Origin of the sequence: Enterobacter cloacae complex sp. IR5441 (genome assembly GCF_049238215.1) — a bacterium.
Taxonomy (GTDB): domain Bacteria; phylum Pseudomonadota; class Gammaproteobacteria; order Enterobacterales; family Enterobacteriaceae; genus Enterobacter; species Enterobacter hormaechei_C.
The window spans coordinates 88,640-106,364 of record NZ_JBMKIA010000004.1 but is presented as its reverse complement, the minus strand read 5'-3'; the positions used below and the strand labels follow the sequence as shown (position 1 = coordinate 106,364).

The 17,725-nt window shown below is 55.8% G+C and carries 14 protein-coding genes and 2 tRNA genes; 7 read left to right on the top strand and 9 right to left on the bottom strand.

The window, feature by feature from the left end:
- Positions 1 to 69 precede the first annotated feature (69 nt).
- From ACOTX5_RS06840 to ACOTX5_RS06830, 3 genes are read left to right on the top strand one after another with little or no spacing between them, the layout of a single operon-like run.
- Positions 70 to 1,155 (top strand): efflux RND transporter periplasmic adaptor subunit, encoded by a 1,086-nt coding sequence (locus tag ACOTX5_RS06840; RefSeq protein ID WP_045910847.1) that lies wholly within the window; start codon positions 70 to 72, stop codon positions 1,153 to 1,155.
- Complete coding sequence (locus tag ACOTX5_RS06835) at positions 1,155 to 4,217, top strand: efflux RND transporter permease subunit (protein WP_045910848.1); 3,063 nt, start codon at positions 1,155 to 1,157, stop codon at positions 4,215 to 4,217. The genes ACOTX5_RS06840 and ACOTX5_RS06835 overlap by 1 nt, the downstream gene beginning before the upstream one ends.
- Positions 4,214 to 5,179: an acyltransferase gene (locus ACOTX5_RS06830; protein ID WP_045910849.1), complete on the top strand. Its 966-nt coding sequence runs from the start codon at positions 4,214 to 4,216 to the stop codon at positions 5,177 to 5,179. The genes ACOTX5_RS06835 and ACOTX5_RS06830 overlap by 4 nt, the downstream gene beginning before the upstream one ends.
- Here the strand turns inward: ACOTX5_RS06830 and pagP are convergent.
- The gene (gene pagP, locus ACOTX5_RS06825) at positions 5,176 to 5,751 is read right to left on the bottom strand and encodes a lipid IV(A) palmitoyltransferase PagP (RefSeq protein ID WP_003859516.1); all 576 of its coding nucleotides are present in this window, start codon (positions 5,749 to 5,751) and stop codon (positions 5,176 to 5,178) included. The genes ACOTX5_RS06830 and pagP overlap by 4 nt on opposite strands.
- Before the next feature lie 256 nt (positions 5,752 to 6,007).
- Here pagP and shiA point away from each other — a divergent pair, with 256 nt between their 5' ends.
- Both shiA and ACOTX5_RS06815 read left to right on the top strand, forming a co-directional pair.
- Positions 6,008 to 7,324, top strand: a complete 1,317-nt coding sequence (shiA, locus tag ACOTX5_RS06820) for a shikimate transporter (RefSeq protein WP_032648852.1) — start codon at positions 6,008 to 6,010, stop codon at positions 7,322 to 7,324.
- A 76-nt stretch (positions 7,325 to 7,400) separates the two neighbouring features.
- Positions 7,401 to 8,855: an AMP nucleosidase gene (locus tag ACOTX5_RS06815; RefSeq protein ID WP_015572404.1), complete on the top strand. Its 1,455-nt coding sequence runs from the start codon at positions 7,401 to 7,403 to the stop codon at positions 8,853 to 8,855.
- Between the two features lie 119 nt (positions 8,856 to 8,974).
- Here ACOTX5_RS06815 and ACOTX5_RS06810 read toward each other — a convergent pair.
- Positions 8,975 to 9,050, bottom strand: a tRNA-Asn gene (locus tag ACOTX5_RS06810).
- Positions 9,051 to 9,153: 103 nt separating this feature from the next.
- A complete protein-coding gene (emmdR, locus tag ACOTX5_RS06805) occupies positions 9,154 to 10,572 on the bottom strand; it encodes a multidrug efflux MATE transporter EmmdR (protein ID WP_023294986.1) in 1,419 nt (472 codons plus the stop codon).
- A 226-nt stretch (positions 10,573 to 10,798) separates the two neighbouring features.
- Here emmdR and ACOTX5_RS06800 point away from each other — a divergent pair.
- Positions 10,799 to 10,874 (top strand) — tRNA-Asn (locus ACOTX5_RS06800).
- Between the two features lie 146 nt (positions 10,875 to 11,020).
- On the opposite strand, the gene ACOTX5_RS06795 is transcribed toward ACOTX5_RS06800, so the two are convergent.
- The 4 genes from ACOTX5_RS06795 to dacD all read right to left on the bottom strand — a co-directional run bounded on the left by ACOTX5_RS06795 (position 11,021) and on the right by dacD (position 14,412).
- A complete protein-coding gene (locus ACOTX5_RS06795) occupies positions 11,021 to 11,356 on the bottom strand; it encodes a DUF496 family protein (protein ID WP_000450410.1) in 336 nt (111 codons plus the stop codon).
- A gap of 147 nt (positions 11,357 to 11,503) precedes the next feature.
- The gene (locus ACOTX5_RS06790; protein WP_017693112.1) at positions 11,504 to 12,562 is read right to left on the bottom strand and encodes an FUSC family protein; all 1,059 of its coding nucleotides are present in this window, start codon (positions 12,560 to 12,562) and stop codon (positions 11,504 to 11,506) included.
- A gap of 91 nt (positions 12,563 to 12,653) precedes the next feature.
- The gene (gene sbmC, locus ACOTX5_RS06785) at positions 12,654 to 13,127 is read right to left on the bottom strand and encodes a DNA gyrase inhibitor SbmC (protein ID WP_017383302.1); all 474 of its coding nucleotides are present in this window, start codon (positions 13,125 to 13,127) and stop codon (positions 12,654 to 12,656) included.
- Between the two features lie 118 nt (positions 13,128 to 13,245).
- On the bottom strand, positions 13,246 to 14,412 hold the full coding sequence (dacD, locus tag ACOTX5_RS06780; RefSeq protein ID WP_045910850.1) for a serine-type D-Ala-D-Ala carboxypeptidase DacD: 1,167 nt from the start codon (positions 14,410 to 14,412) through the stop codon (positions 13,246 to 13,248).
- 197 nt (positions 14,413 to 14,609) lie between these two features.
- Between dacD and sbcB the strand changes: the two genes are divergently transcribed.
- Entirely contained in the window at positions 14,610 to 16,046 is a 1,437-nt protein-coding gene (sbcB, locus tag ACOTX5_RS06775) for an exodeoxyribonuclease I (protein ID WP_369700083.1), read from the top strand.
- A gap of 121 nt (positions 16,047 to 16,167) precedes the next feature.
- Here the strand turns inward: sbcB and ACOTX5_RS06770 are convergent, their stop codons facing one another.
- Both ACOTX5_RS06770 and yoeI read right to left on the bottom strand, forming a co-directional pair.
- Positions 16,168 to 17,526 (bottom strand): APC family permease, encoded by a 1,359-nt coding sequence (locus tag ACOTX5_RS06770; RefSeq protein ID WP_006811203.1) that lies wholly within the window; start codon positions 17,524 to 17,526, stop codon positions 16,168 to 16,170.
- Positions 17,516 to 17,578 carry a membrane protein YoeI gene (gene yoeI, locus ACOTX5_RS06765; protein ID WP_099458931.1) on the bottom strand — a complete coding sequence of 21 codons (63 nt, stop codon included), beginning with the start codon at positions 17,576 to 17,578 and terminating at the stop codon, positions 17,516 to 17,518. Before yoeI ends, ACOTX5_RS06770 begins: the two co-directional genes overlap by 11 nt.
- Between the last annotated feature and the right edge of the window lie 147 nt (positions 17,579 to 17,725).

Sequence of the window (17,725 nt, the reverse complement as noted above, 5' to 3'; positions counted from 1 at the left end):
CCTGGCAGAATAGCGCCACCCCAGCATTGATGACGAAATAAATAAAACAATGATTATCAGGGGAATACTGTGAAGCGCTACCTCTCTCTTCTGCCTGTTGTTTTATTGCTGCTGACGGCGTGCGATCCGAAATCCGACCGCGCCGCGCCCCTGCCGAAAATGGTAAAAGTCGCAGAGGTGGTGAAGGCTGGGAACGCGCAGCAGCGCGTCTTTCCCGCCCGTATCGAATCCGGCGATGCCACGGATCTCGCATTCAAACGTGCCGGGCAGATTGAGACCCTGGACATTCGCCAGGGTGCCGTTGTCAAACAGGGGCAACGGCTCGCCAGTCTTAACGATCGCGAAGCCCGGCAGCGTCTGAACGACAGGCAAACGGCGGCGACCCTGGCGCAGAGGCAATTCGACCGCTTCCAGACCCTGGCGGGACGCCAGGCCGTGTCGAAGGCCGAGATGGATGTCCAGCGCGCAAACCGCGATTCTGCAAACGCCGCGCTACAGATTGCGCGCGAGGAATTAAGCCAGATGACGCTTGTCGCCCCCTTTAGCGGGACAGCGGCCAGTGTCCATGTGCGAAATCATCAGGTCGTCTCCGCTGGCCAGCCCGTCGTCACATTGACCCGTACCGATCTGCTGGACGTGGTGTTCAGCCTTCCAGAGAATCTGTTTAACACCTTCGATATCCGCAATGCGCAGTACAAACCGGTAGTGAGGATCAACGCCCTGCCCGGTCGCGAGTTTACCGCTGTGTACAAAGAGCACTCAGGCAGTAGCGACAGCAACACATTGACCTGGCAGGTGATTTTAACCATGCCCCGCCCGGATGATTTTCCCGTCGTGGGCGGCGTCAGCGGAACGGTCACCATCAATTTAACCAACCTTCCGGCGGGCGTGGGCAGTGAGGCGCTGGTGGTGCCGGTTGAAGCGGTCTTTAACCCGGATAACCGCCCGCGCAATGAGCCACACGTCTGGGTGGTGACGGGCGAAGGCGATACGTTGCACCTTGAAGATCGTAAGGTCAGCGTGGGGCAAGTCAGCGCTGAGGGGGTCGTCATCGTCGGTGGGCTTAAGGCGGGTGAACGCGTGGTGGCCGCAGGCGTTGGGGAGCTACATCCCAACCAGCCGGTACGTATCTGGACGCGTGAACGGGGACTGTAATGGATATCTCTCGTCAGTTTATCAGCAACCCGGTTCGCGTCTGGCTGACGATTTTGCTGCTGGGCGTAGGCGGCATTATTGCCCTGTTGAACATCGGCAGACTGGAAGATCCGGCGTTTACCATCAAAACGGCGGTGGTGATCACCCATTATCCGGGCGCGTCGGCACAGCAGGTTGAGGAAGAGGTCACCCTGCCGCTGGAAAACGCGCTTCAGCAGTTACCTTATCTGGATAACGTCAGCTCCATCTCCTCCAACGGCCTGTCGCAGATCACCGTCAACATAGCCTCGCGCTACCACTCAAATGCACTGCCGCAAATCTGGGATGAACTGCGTCGCCGGGTGGGAGATGCCGCCAGACAGTTTCCACCCGGCGTAGTGACCCCGTTTGTGAATGACGATTTTGGCGATGTGTTCGGCTTTTTCTTTGCCATTTCCGGAGATGAATTCAGCAATCCGGAACTGGTTCGCTATGCCGAGCAGTTGCGCCGGGAGTTGGTCCTCGTGCCAGGCGTGGGCAAAGTGGCCATAGGAGGAGCCCTCACTCAGCAGATTAACGTGGACATTTCTCTGAGCAAAATGGCCGCGCGCGGGATAACGCTGAACCAGCTTTCTGCCCAGCTCAGCAGGCTGAACGTGGTCTCCAGCGCGGGAGAGATCCCCTCCGGTACCGAGTCAATTCGTCTGCATCCTACCGGTGAATTCGAAAGTATTGACGAGCTGGCCGATCTCATCGTGACCCCGCCCGGCGTTGGGGCGGCTACCCGCTTACGGGATATTGCCACCCTGTCACGCGGGCTGGATGCGTCCCCTGCCAGCATCTACCATGCCAACGGCAGAAAAGCCGTCACCATGGGCGTCTCCTTTATCCCCGGCGTTAACGTGATCGACGTGGGACATGCCCTGGAGGCGAAGCTAGAGCAGATGTCAGCCGAGAAACCGGCAGGTATCCATATCGACCTGTTTTACGATCAGGCGGCGGAGGTCGGGCATTCCGTTAACGGATTTATCATTAACTTCCTGATGGCGCTGGCAATTGTCATCGGCGTGTTGTTGATCTTTATGGGCTTACGCAGCGGGATTATTATCGCCTTTTCCCTCGCCCTCAACGTGCTGGGCACGCTGCTGATCATGTATCTCTGGGGTATTGAACTACAGCGCATTTCACTGGGCGCGCTGATCATCGCCCTCAGCATGCTGGTCGACAATGCCATTGTTATTGTCGAAGGGGTACTGGTAGCCCGGCAGCAGGGCTCGTCCCTGATGAACGCCATTAGCGACATTATTCGCCGTTCTGCGCTGCCGCTGCTGGGTGCAACGGTCATCGCCATCCTGGCCTTTGCGCCCGTCGGGCTGTCGCAGGATTCCACCGGCGAATACTGTAAGTCGCTGTTTCAGGTCCTGCTGATTTCGCTCATGCTGAGCTGGTTCTCAGCCCTCACCATTACGCCAGTGCTGATTAAGTGGTGGCTGTTTAAACGAGATGCTGCACCGCCAAAGGCCGACGAAACGGATCCCTATGACAAACGCATCTATCGGATCTATCAGGGTGTGCTCAACGCGCTGTTACGGCGTAAAGCGCCAACGCTGGTAGTGATGGCCGCACTGCTGGCCGCCGCCATCTGGGGCTTTGGCTCGGTGCGGCAGAACTTCTTCCCCTCCTCCAGTACGCCAATTTTCTTTGTCGACCTCTGGCTCCCTTACGGTACCGACATTAACTGGACCGAGAAGATGACCGGTGATATCGAGAAAACCATTAACGGCCAGCCAGGCGTGGAAACTACGGTCTCGACGATTGGTCAGGGAAGTATGCGATTTATTTTGACCTACAGCGGACAGCGGCAGTACAGCAACTATGCGCAAATTATGGTGAGAATGGACGACCAGCGTAACATCCCCGCCCTGACCCGCCACATGGATGAATACATCGCACGGAACTATCCGCAGGTTAACGCCAGCACGAAGCGGGTGATGTTTGGCCCCTCCGGCGACAGCGCCATTGAAATACGTATTAAAGGCCCCGATCCGGACAGGCTGCGTCTGATCGCCAGCCAGGTAGACAACATCCTTACGCGCGATCCGGCGACGGACAGCGTCAGGAACGACTGGCAAAATCGCAGCAAAGTGCTCCGCCCGCAGTACGTCACTGCGCTGGGACGTGAGCTTGGCGTGGATAAGCAGGACGTCGATAACGCACTGGAGATGAATTTCTCCGGCAGTCGGGCAGGACTGTACAGAGAAGGCAGCGACCTGTTGCCCGTGGTGGTGCGCCCGCCGGAAAGCGAGCGGCTGGACGCCAATCACCTGAATAACGTCCTGGTCTGGAGCCAGACCCGGCAGCAGTATATTCCGCTGAGCAACGTCATCAGCGGCTTCGCGCTGGAGTGGGAAGATCCGCTGATCCTGCGCCGTGACCGCTCCCGCGTGTTGACCGTGCAGACCGACCCTGACCCGCTAAGCCAGCAAACCTCCGGCGATATTCTCGCCCGCGTGAAGCCGCAAATAGATGCCCTGCCCCTGCCTCACGGCTACAGCATTGAGTGGGGCGGGGACGCGGAGAACTCCAGCGAAGCGCAGCAGGGGCTATTTACCACGCTGCCGCTCGGGTATCTGGTGATGTTTGTGATCACGGTGCTAATGTTCAGTTCGGTGAAAAACGCCGTCGCTATCTGGCTGACCGTGCCGCTGGCGCTGATCGGCGTGACGCCGGGGTTTTTAATTACCGGCATCCCCTTTGGCTTTATGGCGTTGATTGGCCTGTTGAGCCTGAGCGGGATGCTGATCCGCAACGGCATTGTGTTGGTGGAAGAGATAGAACAGCAGAAAGCGCAGCAGGATCAGCACAGTGCTATCGTGTACGCCGCCACGTCGCGCCTGCGTCCCATCCTGCTCACCGCCTTTACGACCGTACTCGGCCTCGCCCCTCTGCTGCTGGATGTGTTCTTCCAGAGCATGGCCGTTGTGATTATGTTTGGGCTTGGGTTTGCTACAATCCTGACGCTGCTGGTACTCCCCGTAATTTACGCGTGTTTCCATCGTAAGGACAAAGCTGAACAACAATGAATGCGACAGGGCTGAATATCATCAAGACGCTGGGCTGTATGACGGCGGTGACCTTTTTCACCATCTACAACACCTGGGATCATTACGATTATGACTATCACTGGATCCTCGGTTTTTTAACCTTCATTTCGACCATCGCCACGCCGTTATTTTTTGTGGTTGCAGGGTATCTGGACGGGCAATCCCGACACGGCACGCGCTGGCAGCTGGATAAGATCAAAAGCCTGGTGATCGTCTTTCTGTTCTGGGTAACGATTTACTACCTGTGGGAGCCCTATCAGCGCGGATATCTGATCCAGCCCTGGTTCGTGTTCGCGTTTATCGTGATTTACACGTTTCACCCGGTGGTGGAGCGGCTCAGTCAGCGACGAATGCTCTTTTGCGGGGTCATTGCCGCCCTGCTGCTTTTCTCATACGGGTACGATTTGCTGTCAGCCCTCTATCCTGATGCCCACGTCCTTTCATTGTCGCCGCAGTATCGCCTGTGGACGTGGCTGCTGTTTTATCTGACGGGGCAGCTCTTTTGCGATCCGCAGATCGCGGCGTGGATCGGCCGCAAAAATGTGGTCAGGGCCGCGGTGATTGCCATACCATTTATTTATCTCTTCACGTGGTTTTACGAGCGGCACTTCTTTTTTGCGCTATTTAAAGCAGACAGAAACGCCTTTATTCTTACCGGATCGCAAATCTATATTCTGATTATTGCCCTGGTGATTGCGGCCAACGGCGTGCGGTTTCGCCGCAATGCGGAGTTTAAAGAGTCCGTGCTGGCCGCCATTAGCAAAACCATGACCGGGGTCTATATTATGCACTACTCGGTGTTTCACCTGCTGACCGCGCTCATTCCGGTGACGTCCCTGAGCACCAAACTTGCTCTGATTGTGCTTACGTTTGTTACGTCGGTCCTGTTTTCGCTGCTGATCCTGTCCAACGCAGTGGCCAAAAAAGTGATCACCCTCTAAAAGCCCAGGCGCAGCCAGGCAAACAGCACGTTGCCGTTGTTGTAGGTCCCGGGAATATAGGTGAACTGGACGGTGACGCGCTTATATCCGGCAGAGAAAAGCGGGAAGATAAACGGCAGCGGGACATAGTTGGCAAAGTCGTCGCGTGCCGTGATCCCCGCAGCGGCCCCCAGCCCCAGACGGAAATCTTTTGCGTTATCCAGATACCAGCCTTTCTCCCAGCCGTAGCCCATCGCAGGCTGCCATTCGTTATGTGAATCTTTGAACATCATGGCAAAGAGCGCGCTCCAGTTGCCCTCGTCGTTGTAGCGGGACACGCCCAGCCCCCCGCCCCACGGCATTTCGTTGTAATTGTCGGTTTTCTCTTTGTCATACATGAATCGAGCATGCCAGCTCAGAAACGGAAGGTAGAGATCGTAACGATCCGGCTGTTCCCAGGTTTGCGCAATATCGTCCGTTACTGCATCCCACCAGCGGTGAATACGCTGTTCGCCATAGACTTTCGGCTCCGCATGCAGCGGAGATACGACTAAAAACAGGACTACCCACAGTGCAGGAAAGAGGCGTTGCATCGTTATACCCTCAGCTTACGTCACGCAGCGATCGTTATTACTGTAAACCATTCAGCCCTAACCGGAGCCAAACAGGCTGATTTATGTTGTCGCCCGATAAGATGAAATTTATTTATTCTGCGCTTTCAGGAAAGATAAAAACGTTTTCTCAGGCCGCCTGTCGCGGTAGTCTCATACATTCCGTCAATATGACGGCCGTGATGTGAGTGACCTTTTCTTATACCAATAATTAAAAATCAGTACAGACAGGACAACTATGGACTCCACCCTTATCTCCGCTCGCCGCAACGAGGAGACACCTTCGCTTAACCGCGCCCGCCGCGCCGCTTTAGGTAGCTTCGCAGGCGCCGTCGTCGACTGGTATGACTTTCTGCTCTACGGTATTACCGCTGCGCTGGTCTTTAACCGTGAATTCTTTCCCCAGATCAGCCCCGCCATGGGCACGCTTGCTGCGTTTGCCACCTTCGGCGTCGGTTTTCTGTTTCGTCCGCTGGGTGGGGTAATTTTCGGCCACTTCGGTGACCGCCTTGGCCGGAAACGTATGCTGATGCTCACCGTCTGGATGATGGGCATTGCCACCGCGCTGATCGGTATTTTGCCCTCCTTTGCCTCGATTGGCTGGTGGGCTCCGGTGTTGCTGGTGACGCTGCGCGCCATTCAGGGCTTTGCCGTCGGCGGTGAATGGGGCGGCGCGGCATTGCTGTCCGTGGAAAGCGCGCCGAAGAATAAGAAAGCGTTTTACAGCAGCGGCGTGCAGGTGGGTTATGGCGTGGGTCTGCTGCTCTCCACGGGCCTGGTGTCGCTAATAAGCCAGCTCACGACAGACGAGCAGTTCCTGAGCTGGGGCTGGCGTATTCCGTTTATCTTCAGCATTGTGCTGGTCGTGGTGGCCCTGTGGATCCGTAACGGCATGGAAGAGTCGGCTGAGTTTGAACGGCAGCAGCGCGAAAAACCGGTCGCGAAAAAACGGCTGCCGGTGATGGAAGCGCTGGTGCAGCACCCTGGCGCTTTTCTGAAAATTATCGCCCTGCGCCTGTGCGAACTGTTGACGATGTATATCGTCACCGCCTTTGCCCTGAACTATTCCACGCAGAATCTCGGGCTGCCGCGCGAGCTGTTCCTGAATATCGGCCTGGTGGTGGGCGGGATCAGCTGCCTGACCATCCCCTGCTTCGCCTGGCTGGCGGATCGCTTTGGCCGTCGACGGGTATATATCACCGGGGCGCTCATTGGCACACTCAGCGCCTGGCCGTTCTTTATGGCGCTGGAGGCACAGTCGGTCTTCTGGATTGTCTTCTTCGCGATCATGCTTGCGAACATCGCTCACGATATGGTGGTCTGCGTGCAGCAGCCAATGTTTACCGAGCTGTTTGGCGCAAGCTACCGCTACAGCGGCGCGGGCGTGGGATATCAGGTGGCGAGCGTGGTCGGCGGCGGGTTTACGCCGTTTATCGCCGCCGCGCTGGTGACGTTCTCCGGCGGTAACTGGCACAGCGTGGCGATTTATCTGCTGGCGGGTTGCCTGCTTTCTGCCGCCACCGCCCTGTTGATGAAGGAAACCGCGCACAGCTGATCTCCTCACTTTTGTTTCACAGGCGTGTGACATACTATCGGGTATAGCCGCACACCTGTGGAACAAGGAGACAGACATGAATAATAAGGGCTCCAGCCTGACCCCGGCTCAGGCGCTGGAAAAACTCGACGCGCTGTATGAACAGTCCGTCAATGCACTGCGCAGCGCCATCAGTGATTATATCGAAACAGGGAAACTTCCCGATGAAAAGGCCAGAACCCAGGGCCTTTTTGTTTATCCATCGCTCTCTGTCACCTGGGACGGCAGCGCCAGCAGCAATCCAAAAACCCGCGCCTATGCGCGTTTCACCCACTCCGGCTGTTACAGCACGACCATCACGCGACCAGCGCTGTTCCGCCCCTATCTGGAAGAGCAGCTTACCCTGCTGTATCAGGATTACGGCGCGCATATCAGCGTTGAGCCGTCCCTGCACGAGATCCCTTACCCGTACGTGATAGACGGCTCGGCGCTGACGCTGGATCGCTCCATGAGCGCGGGGCTGACCCGCCACTTCCCGACCACTGAGCTGTCGCAGATTGGCGATGAGACGGCGGACGGGATCTATCACCCGGCAGAGTTTTCACCGCTGTCGCACTTTGATGCCCGCCGTGTCGATTTCTCGCTGGCACGCCTGCGTCACTACACCGGCACCCCTGCCGAACATTTCCAGCCGTTCGTGCTGTTTACCAACTACACCCGCTACGTAGACGAATTTGTCCGCTGGGGCTGTAGCCAGATCCTCGACCCGGACAGCCCTTACATCGCCCTCTCCTGCGCGGGCGGGATCTGGATCACCGCCGAAACCGAAGCACCGGAAGAGGCCATCTCCGATCTGGCGTGGAAAAAGCACCAGATGCCAGCCTGGCACCTGATCACCGCCGACGGTCAGGGCATTACGCTGATTAACATCGGCGTTGGCCCGTCGAATGCGAAAACCATCTGCGACCATCTGGCGGTACTGCGCCCGGACGTCTGGCTGATGATCGGCCACTGCGGCGGCCTGCGTGAAAGCCAGCTGATTGGCGATTACGTCCTCGCCCACGCTTATCTGCGTGACGACCATGTCCTTGACGCGGTTCTGCCGCCGGATATTCCTATTCCGAGTATCGCGGAAGTGCAGCGCGCCCTGTACGACGCCACTAAAGAGGTGAGCGGCATGCCGGGTGAAGAGGTGAAGCAGCGCCTGCGTACCGGTACGGTCGTTACCACCGACGATCGTAACTGGGAGCTGCGCTATTCCGCCTCCGCCCTGCGTTTCAATCTCAGCCGTGCGGTCGCAATCGATATGGAAAGCGCCACCATTGCCGCGCAGGGCTATCGCTTCCGCGTCCCTTACGGCACGCTGCTGTGCGTGTCCGATAAACCGCTGCACGGCGAGATCAAACTGCCGGGCCAGGCGAACCGTTTTTACGAAGGGGCGATCTCAGAGCATCTTCAGATTGGCATTCGCGCCATCGATTTACTGCGTGCAGAGGGCGACAAACTGCATTCCCGCAAGCTGCGCACCTTCAATGAGCCACCGTTCCGCTGATAACAAGGACCCACTCACCCGGCCTGGGATTCCGTAGGTCGGGTAAGCGGAGCGCCACCCGACAATTTCACGAACGCAGAAAAGCAAAAAGCCTGCTTTAAAAGCAGGCTTTTCAAATTTGGCTCCTCTGACTGGACTCGAACCAGTGACATACGGATTAACAGTCCGCCGTTCTACCGACTGAACTACAGAGGAATCGTGTGAACGGGGCGCATATTATCGATGCGCCCTGAGGATGTCAAAGGGTGAATGCAGATTTTCAATCGTTTGCCGATTTATTCTCCACTTCGCACATTTGTCAGGCACTTGCCGTTTCCGAAACCTCCTGCTCCGGTTTTTTTCGCGGATATTTCCACAGCCAGCGCCCGCTCACCATGCGCCAGTAGAACAGCGCCCCGCGCACGGCCCAGTCAAGGAACATCCCCAGCCAGACGCCGACAACGCCCATACCCAACATTACCCCCAGCGTGTAGCCCGCCACAACGCGACAGCCCCACATGCCGAGCATGGAGACCCACATCGCAAACCGGGCATCGCGCGCCCCTTTCAGCCCGGCAGGAAGTACCCAGGACGCGGCCCAAATTGGCATAAACGCCGCGTTGAGCCAAATGAGCACCTTCACGACCTCTTTCACGTCATTTTCATGCGTATAGAACGAGGCCATCAGCCCGGCAAAAGGCGCAGTTCCCCACGCAATCGCCGTCAGTCCAATAGTTGAAAGCCAGAAGACGTGCCGAAGTTGTCGTTCCGCCTGCCCTATCTGCCCCTTTCCGAGGCGTCTGCCGGTGATGATCGTCGACGCCGACCCCAGCGCGTTTCCCGGCAGGTTAATGAGTGAGGCGATGGAGAAGGCAATAAAGTTGCCGGCGATGACGTCTGTTCCCATCCCGGCAACAAACATCTGCGTCAGCAGTTTCCCACCGTTAAACAACACGGATTCGATGCTGGCCGGAATCCCGATCCCCATCACTTCCCAGATAATGGCGAAGTTAAGCGGACGGAAATAGCTTTTCAGCGTCAGGCGCAGCGATGGCGTAATTCCCGCCATCAGTACGCCAATTATCGCCGCCGCACCAATATAGCGGGAAATGGTCAGCCCTAAACCCGCGCCGACAAAGCCCAGCCCCTCCCAGGAAAAGACGCCGTAAATCAAAACGCTGCTGATAATGATATTCAGGATGTTCATGCCGCCGTTAATCAGCAGCGGAATTTTGGTATTTCCTGCTCCACGAAGCGCACCGCTACCAATCAGCGCGATGGCAGCCGCCGGATAACTCAGCACCGTCATTTCCAGGTAGGTGAGAGCCAGATCCTTCACCTCGCTGGTCGCTTCTCCCGCGACAATGTCGATAATTTCTTTGCCGTAATAATGGATAACCGCCGCAAGGATGATCGAAAAGAGGGTCATGATCATCAGCGACTGTCTGGCCGCTTCGCGGGCACGCTTCGGATCAAGCTTGCCCAGGCTAAACGCCACCACCACCGTCGTACCGAGATCGATAGCGGCAAAGAAGGACATCACCACCATGTTGAAACTGTCCGCCAGCCCTACCCCGGCCATGGCTTCTTTACCGAGCCAGCTCACCAGAAAAGTGCTCAGCACCCCCATTAGCAGGACGCAGGTATTCTCCAGGAAAATAGGCACGGCAAGGGGGGTGATTTCACGCCAGAACAGAACTCGATAGCTCTTACGTTTTGCATACCAGGGCGTGCGCATAATCGCCTGGCGTAGGGGTGCGGTGACGTTCAAAATGGACCTTAGAGAGAAAGTTGAAACTCCATTTCAAATGATGGGGCAGAAATGCGTATCCTGCAAAGTATTTTCCATAAAATTATGTTTGGATTTACAACAAAATGACGACAGAATCATCAATCAAACGCTTTTGCCTGAGATCAGGTTTGACAAAAGTTTTTTCGCCGCTAAGATAAGCCTCCACAACGATTCCTCTGTAGTTCAGTCGGTAGAACGGCGGACTGTTAATCCGTATGTCACTGGTTCGAGTCCAGTCAGAGGAGCCAAATTTAAAAAGCCTGCTTTTAGAGCAGGCTTTTTGCTTTTCTGCGTTCGTGAAATTGTCGGGTGGCGGCTTCGCCTTACCCGACCTACGTAATAACAGTCCTGTAGGCCCGGTAAGCGCAGCGTCACCGGGCAACAGAGTGTGCGATTACTCGCCTTTAGCGTCGACGTTTTTGATTTCGCCCATCACTTTCAGCTTCTTGGAGATGTCGCGACGCTCTTTGGACAGCTCAGCGTTTTTGATGATGTAGTCATCAACGCGATCTTCATAATCGCTCTTCATGCTGGCGATGATGCCCTGAATAGCTTCAACGCTCATGCCAGGCTTGATGTAGTCGCTCAGGTTGTCCAGCAGCAGGACACGTTTCTGGTTGTCACGGATCTTCTTCTCTACGTCCTGGATTTCGCGCTGTAGCTTGTTTTTGCGGCGGAACAGGCGGACGAACTCCAGAACATCCTGGAACGAAGGCTTGGTAGTTTCCATTTTTACACCCCTGATAATGTGAGATTCGGATTCGTTAAAGCAACCGTTTTAACAGACAGCGGCTGCGAATGACAATGAGTATATCGTTTAAAACCATCATAACCCTAATTGTTGCTGAATCGAAGCAGCAGGCATCACATACGCTTTTTATTTGCGCAGTGCCCGGCAAATCAGCTGCGATAACAACTCCAGCTGTCGCGCCAGCTCCATACTCAGCCAGACATAACCATGGATGGGCGTTTCCGCCACATTGTCGCCCTGGCGCTCATTCATCAGCTGTTTGAGCTCGGCGACGATTTCGTTCAGCCGCTCGCTGTTCGCCCGTATCGGCTGTGGGTTACCTTCGTAGAGCGCATGGGCGATGGTCAGCAGGGTTTGTTGCGTCATCTGCTGCGTCTCTTTCAGCGTATGCGCGTTGAGCATCAGAAGATGGCTGGGGCGTGAGGCCCAGTGGGCATTGATTTGCAGTTCAAGCATACAGACCAGATTACGGCTGACCGTCTGAATAGCTTCAAAAATGGCTTTCTGGATATGGGTTTCTTTGCTTGCCGGGGTAATCAACCCGCGCATTTTGACCACATCATTGAGGATTTTTTGCAGGTGCTTTTCCAGACGCGGGCGCTCAATCAGATTCGGCGAAAACCCGGCCTGGTAGACCCGGTTAAATGCCGTGACGTAGTTTGCCATCTGAATGCGCCAGTGCAGGAAGGCGCGCTGCGGCCAGATGCCGGTAAACAGCATGGCGAGCAACGAGCCGAGGATTACATCCCCGCTTCGCCACAATGCGGTGGTCATATCGCCCGCCGGTGCGCCGACCACAACCGCGAGCGTAATGCCAATCAGCAGCGCCTGATACGGTTTCTTGCCGAGGGCCAGCCATCCACAAAGAAACATCGCCACCGCGCACCACAGCAACATGACCGGAAACGAAATCAGCTCCAGCTTCAGGGCGATAAGCCCAAGCGCTGAGCCTAAAACGGTGCCGCCTATGCGTTCGAAAGCGCGCGGGACCACGTTCCCCCAGAATGAGATCGGACCCATCACCACCACCAGCGTGATCAGCGGCCACGTCCCTTCCGGGATATCCAGCAGACGAACCAGTACGAAGGTCAACACAAACGCCAGCGCAATGCGGCAACCGTGCACCACGCGATAATGTTTGTATAACCGAATTTCAAAAGGGGTTAATGACTTGTCGGGGCGCACACCCGTCTCCAGCTCTACGGCAAACCACAATTGTACTGTGTTTTCAGCCGGGTGGATCGCGCCCGGCTGAAAAACCCTGCATTCCGCAGGATTATCCCACTTTGTGCTCTACCGGTACAAACATCTCAATATCCCAGTAGCCGTCAGCATTGCCATCGTTAAGATAACGTTCGAAGCAGGGTTTTGCCGCGATCTGGAATTTGTTGTCTTCCAGCAGGGAGTTGAAGAACTGATACCATGGAGTGGCGAAATCATGATTTTCGACGCGCGCGGCGGCAATCGCATACTCTCCGGCAGCAATTTCGGTCATCATCACCCCTTCGCTGTTTTCAGGAATAGTGAAATCGTCCGTTACCGTTACGGCGGTAACGCAGCGGAGCTTTTCTGCCGGCACGTCATCCGGATTGTCATAATAAACGGCCACCCACTCCTGCGGCTGAATATGACGCCCGTCTACCCACATGACCAGCTGTTCAAATCCCTGCTTGACCGTCTTTTCCCACGGCCCCACGAGATGAAAGCCAGCGATCGTACGTTTCTGTTGCTGCCTGATGCTGTAGTCCATGCTGCCTCCGCTTATTACTGTATATATATACACTGTAAAGCAGAATCGAGATTATCGGCAAACCGGGAGTGTTTATTATGTGAGCAGACTCGCAACACTGCCAGTCTGCCCGAAAAGGTCAGAGTTTATGATGCAGATAATCGCCGAGACGGGAGAAAAGGGCGCCCTTTTCAACGCTTTCCAGCGTAACCAATGGCCAGTGCGCGACCACCTTGTCACGATCGTACAGCTGGATCTCCCCTACCCGCTGATGCGCGGCGATCGGCGCTTCCAGCTCTTTTTTATCCATCACGTATTTCGCCTTGATGTTCGGCACTTCCGATTTGGGTAATGCCAGCCAGAAGTCCTGATCCGTGCCCAGCGCGACTTGCTCTTTATCGCCGTACCAGATGCGCTCGGTTCCCACTTTTTTGCCGTTATGCAGGATCTGCACCGTATCGAAATTTTGCTGTCCCCAGTGCAGCAGTTTACGCGCCTGATCTTCACGTCCTTTCGGGCTGTCTGCCCCCATCACCACCGCAATCAGTCGACGCTGACCGTCCACCGCGGAGGCAATCAGGTTAAAGCCCGCGCCCGAGGTGTGACCCGTTTTCAGGCCATCCACGTTCATGGTCTTATCCCACAGCAGGCCGTTGCGGTTCTGCTGGGTGATGCCGTTCCAGGTCAGGCTCTTTTCGCTGTACATGTGGTAGAACTCAGGCTCGCCGTGAATGATGGCCCGGGAAAGCACGGCGAGATCGTAAGCGGAGCTGTGCTGACCCGGTGCATCCAGCCCGTGTACGGTTTCGAAGTGGGTATCGCGCAGGTTCAGCTTTTCAACGTAGTCATTCATCATCCTGACGAACTGCGGCTGACCGCCCGCCACGTGATCCGCCAGCGCCACGCAGGCATCATTGCCGGAATCAACAATCAGGCCGCGGCTGAGATCGCGCACGGAAACCCGATCGCCCTCCTTCAGAAACATCAGCGACGAACCGTCAAAGACCGGATTGCCTTTTGCCCATGCGTCATGTCCGACCGTCACAATGTCATCGGGGCTGATGCGGTGGCTATCAATGGCACGATCGACAACGTACCCCGTCATCAGTTTGGTCAGGCTCGCCGGATTACGCTGCTGATGTTCGTTGCCCGCCGTTAAGATTTGACCCGTGGTGTAATCCATCAATACCCAGGAGCCAGCCTGGATGGCAGGCGGCTGAGGTGAAAAATCCAGCGGCTCGGCAGCCAGCGCGGATGAAATACTCGAAGCGAGTAAAGAAACAGCAATAAACAGACGGCGTTTCAACGGTATATCCTCAGGTCAGTAAAAATCGATGACCTTTTTACGGGAGTTCTGATGTCGTTACCTGCCTTAATTGCAAAAAAATGTGACAGCACGCAGATTTTTTCGGAACAAATCTCGCAAATTTCTTGCCTGACGGTGCTTTTTATTCAGACTGCTCACCCCAATCGTTTACCATAGAGACGTCAATTTTTAACAGGATGAGATTACTGGTGTCTGACTCTGCCGCGCGCCCGACTTTTTTGTTCCACGATTACGAAACCTTTGGCACCCATCCGGCGCTGGACCGACCGGCGCAGTTTGCGGCTATCCGTACCGATGACGAATTTAACGTCATCGGCGAACCCGAGGTGTTTTACTGTAAGCCCGCCGATGACTATCTGCCGCAGCCGGGCGCGGTGATGGTGACGGGCATCACGCCTCAGGAAGCGCGGGATAAAGGCGTTAGCGAAGCAGAATTTGCCCGTCGCATCCACGACCTGTTTACGGTGCCCAATACCTGCGTGGTGGGTTACAACAACATCCGTTTTGACGATGAAGTGACGCGCAATATCTTCTACCGCAACTTCTACGATCCGTATGCCTGGAGCTGGCAAAACCGTAATTCACGCTGGGATTTGCTGGATATCATGCGCGCCTGCTATGCGCTGCGCCCGGAGGGGATTAACTGGCCGGAGAACGACGACGGCTTGCCGAGCTTCAGGCTCGAGCACCTGACGCGGGCCAACGGCATTGAGCACAGCAACGCCCACGACGCGATGGCAGACGTTTACGCGACCATCGCTATGGCGAAACTTGTAAAAACCGCGCAGCCGCGCCTGTTTGAGTATCTGTTGAGCCATCGCAGCAAGCAAAAGCTGATGACGCTAATTGACGTGCCGCAGATGAAACCGCTGGTGCATATTTCAGGGATGTTCGGTGCGTGGCGCGGGAATACAAGCTGGGTGGCGCCGCTTGCCTGGCATCCGGACAACCGTAACGCCGTCATCATGGTGGATCTCGCCGGAGATATCTCCCCGCTGCTTGAGCTCGACAGCGACACCTTACGTGAACGGCTCTATACGCCGAAAGAGGCGCTGGGTGACCTGCCAGCCGTACCGGTAAAACTGGTGCACATCAATAAGTGCCCGGTGCTGGCGCAGGCCAACACGCTGCGCCCGGAAGACGCCGACCGGCTGGGGATTAACCGTCAGCACTGCCTCGATAACCTGAAAGTGCTGCGCGACAACCCGCATGTGCGCGAGAAAGTCGTCGCCATTTTTGCCGAAGCAGAGCCGTTCGTGCCGTCTGAGAATGTGGATGCGCAGCTTTATAACGGCTTCTTCAGCGACGCCGATCGCGCGGCGATGAATATCGTGCTGCAAACCGACCCGCGTAACCTGCCCGCGCTGGATATCACCTTCGCAGATAAGCGCATTGAGAAGCTGATGTTTAATTATCGCGCGCGCAACTATCCCGGCACGCTGGATGAAGCAGAGCAGGAACGCTGGTTACAGCATCGGCGCAACGTGTTTACGCCGGAGTTTCTTAATAGCTACGCCCAGGAGCTGGAGATGCTTTACGGTCAGTATGAAGGGAATGCTGAGAAGCAGGCGCTGCTGAAAGCGCTGTTCCAGTATGCGCAAGAGATTGTCTGAATAGCGGGTACAAAAAAGCCGGAGGCGATGTCTCCGGCTTTTTTTTGCCGGGTGGCGCTAACGCTTACCCGGCCTACGAAACTGTAGGTCGGGTTGAGCATAGCCGTCACCCGACACAGTCTTACGCGACGTCTTCGTACTGAGGAACCGGGTTGCGGAAGCTTCTGGTCACGCAAGCCAGGTAAATCAGACCGATTGCACCCCAGATCAGACCCAGAACCATTGAGCTCTCTTCCAGGTTGATCCACAGGGCGCCCACCGTCAGGGCACCACACACTGGCAGCACCAGATAGTTGATGTGGTCCTTCAGCGTCTTGTTGCGCTTCTCACGGATCCAGAACTGCGAAATCACGGAGAGGTTAACGAAGGTGAACGCCACCAGCGCACCAAAGTTAATCAGCGCCGTGGCCGTTACCAGGTCGAATTTAATCGCCAGCAGGGCAATAGCGCCCACCAGCAGCACGTTCCACGCCGGGGTACGCCATTTAGGATGCACGTAACCGAAGAAGCGGGTTGGGAACACACCGTCACGGCCCATCACGTACATCAGACGAGAAACGCCCGCGTGCGCAGCCATACCGGAAGCCAGTACGGTGACGCTGGAGAAGATCAGCACGCCCCACTGGAAGGTTTTACCCGCCACGTACAGCATAATTTCAGGCTGTGATGCATCCGGATCTTTAAAGCGAGAGATATCCGGGAAGTACAGCTGTAAGAAGTAAGACGCACCAATGAAGATCAGGCCGCCAATCAGCGCGGTCAGGAAAATCGCTTTCGGGATCACGCGCTCAGCGTCTTTGGTCTCTTCAGACAGAGAAGAGATACCGTCGAAGCCCAGGAACGAGAAGCACAGGATAGTTGCACCGGTGATCATCGGCACTACGTGCGCGCCTTCAGACCAGAACGGACGGGTGCTGGTCAGCGTACCTGCGCCTTCACCGTGGGAAACGCCGTAGATGATCAGCCCAACGATAACCGCAACAATCCCCATCTGAAGGATCACAATCAGGGTGTTGAAGTTAGCCACGGTCTTGATGCTGCGCAGGTTAGAGATGGTCATAAAGGCCACCAGCGCCACAACGAAGATCCACGACGGCACGGAAGGCACCAGCGCTTCGAAGTAAATTTTTGCCAGCAGAATGTTGATCATCGGCATGAACAGGTAGTCCAGCAGTGATGACCAGCCCACCATAAAGCCAACCGCCGGGCTAATGGATTTCTGAGCATAGGTGTACGCAGAGCCTGCGGACGGGAAACGGCGAACCAGTTTACCGTAGCTCAGCGCTGTAAAGAGGATGGCGACCAGCGCAAAGGCGTACGCCGTTGCAACGTGACCGTCAGTAAGGCCTGATACGATACCGAATGTATCGAACAGCGTCATCGGTTGCATATAGGCAAGGCCCATCATAACAACCGGAATCAACGTAAGCGTTTTACGTAATTCCACGCGAGAGGTGTTTGGAGTTGCGTTATGCGACATAGTTATTCTCCTTTACGGTGATAACCGCCACGTAAGCGAAAAATTGCCCCATTTCTTTCTTCCTCAGCGACAACAACTGTCGGATTTTAGTAAATATCTATCCGGTACGAAGCCCGGCCTCTTGGTTTTTAGTTTCGTTTCGTACATGCAAAAAAAAATAACCGACGCCTTTTATATCGTCGATTATTCATTTGTTTGC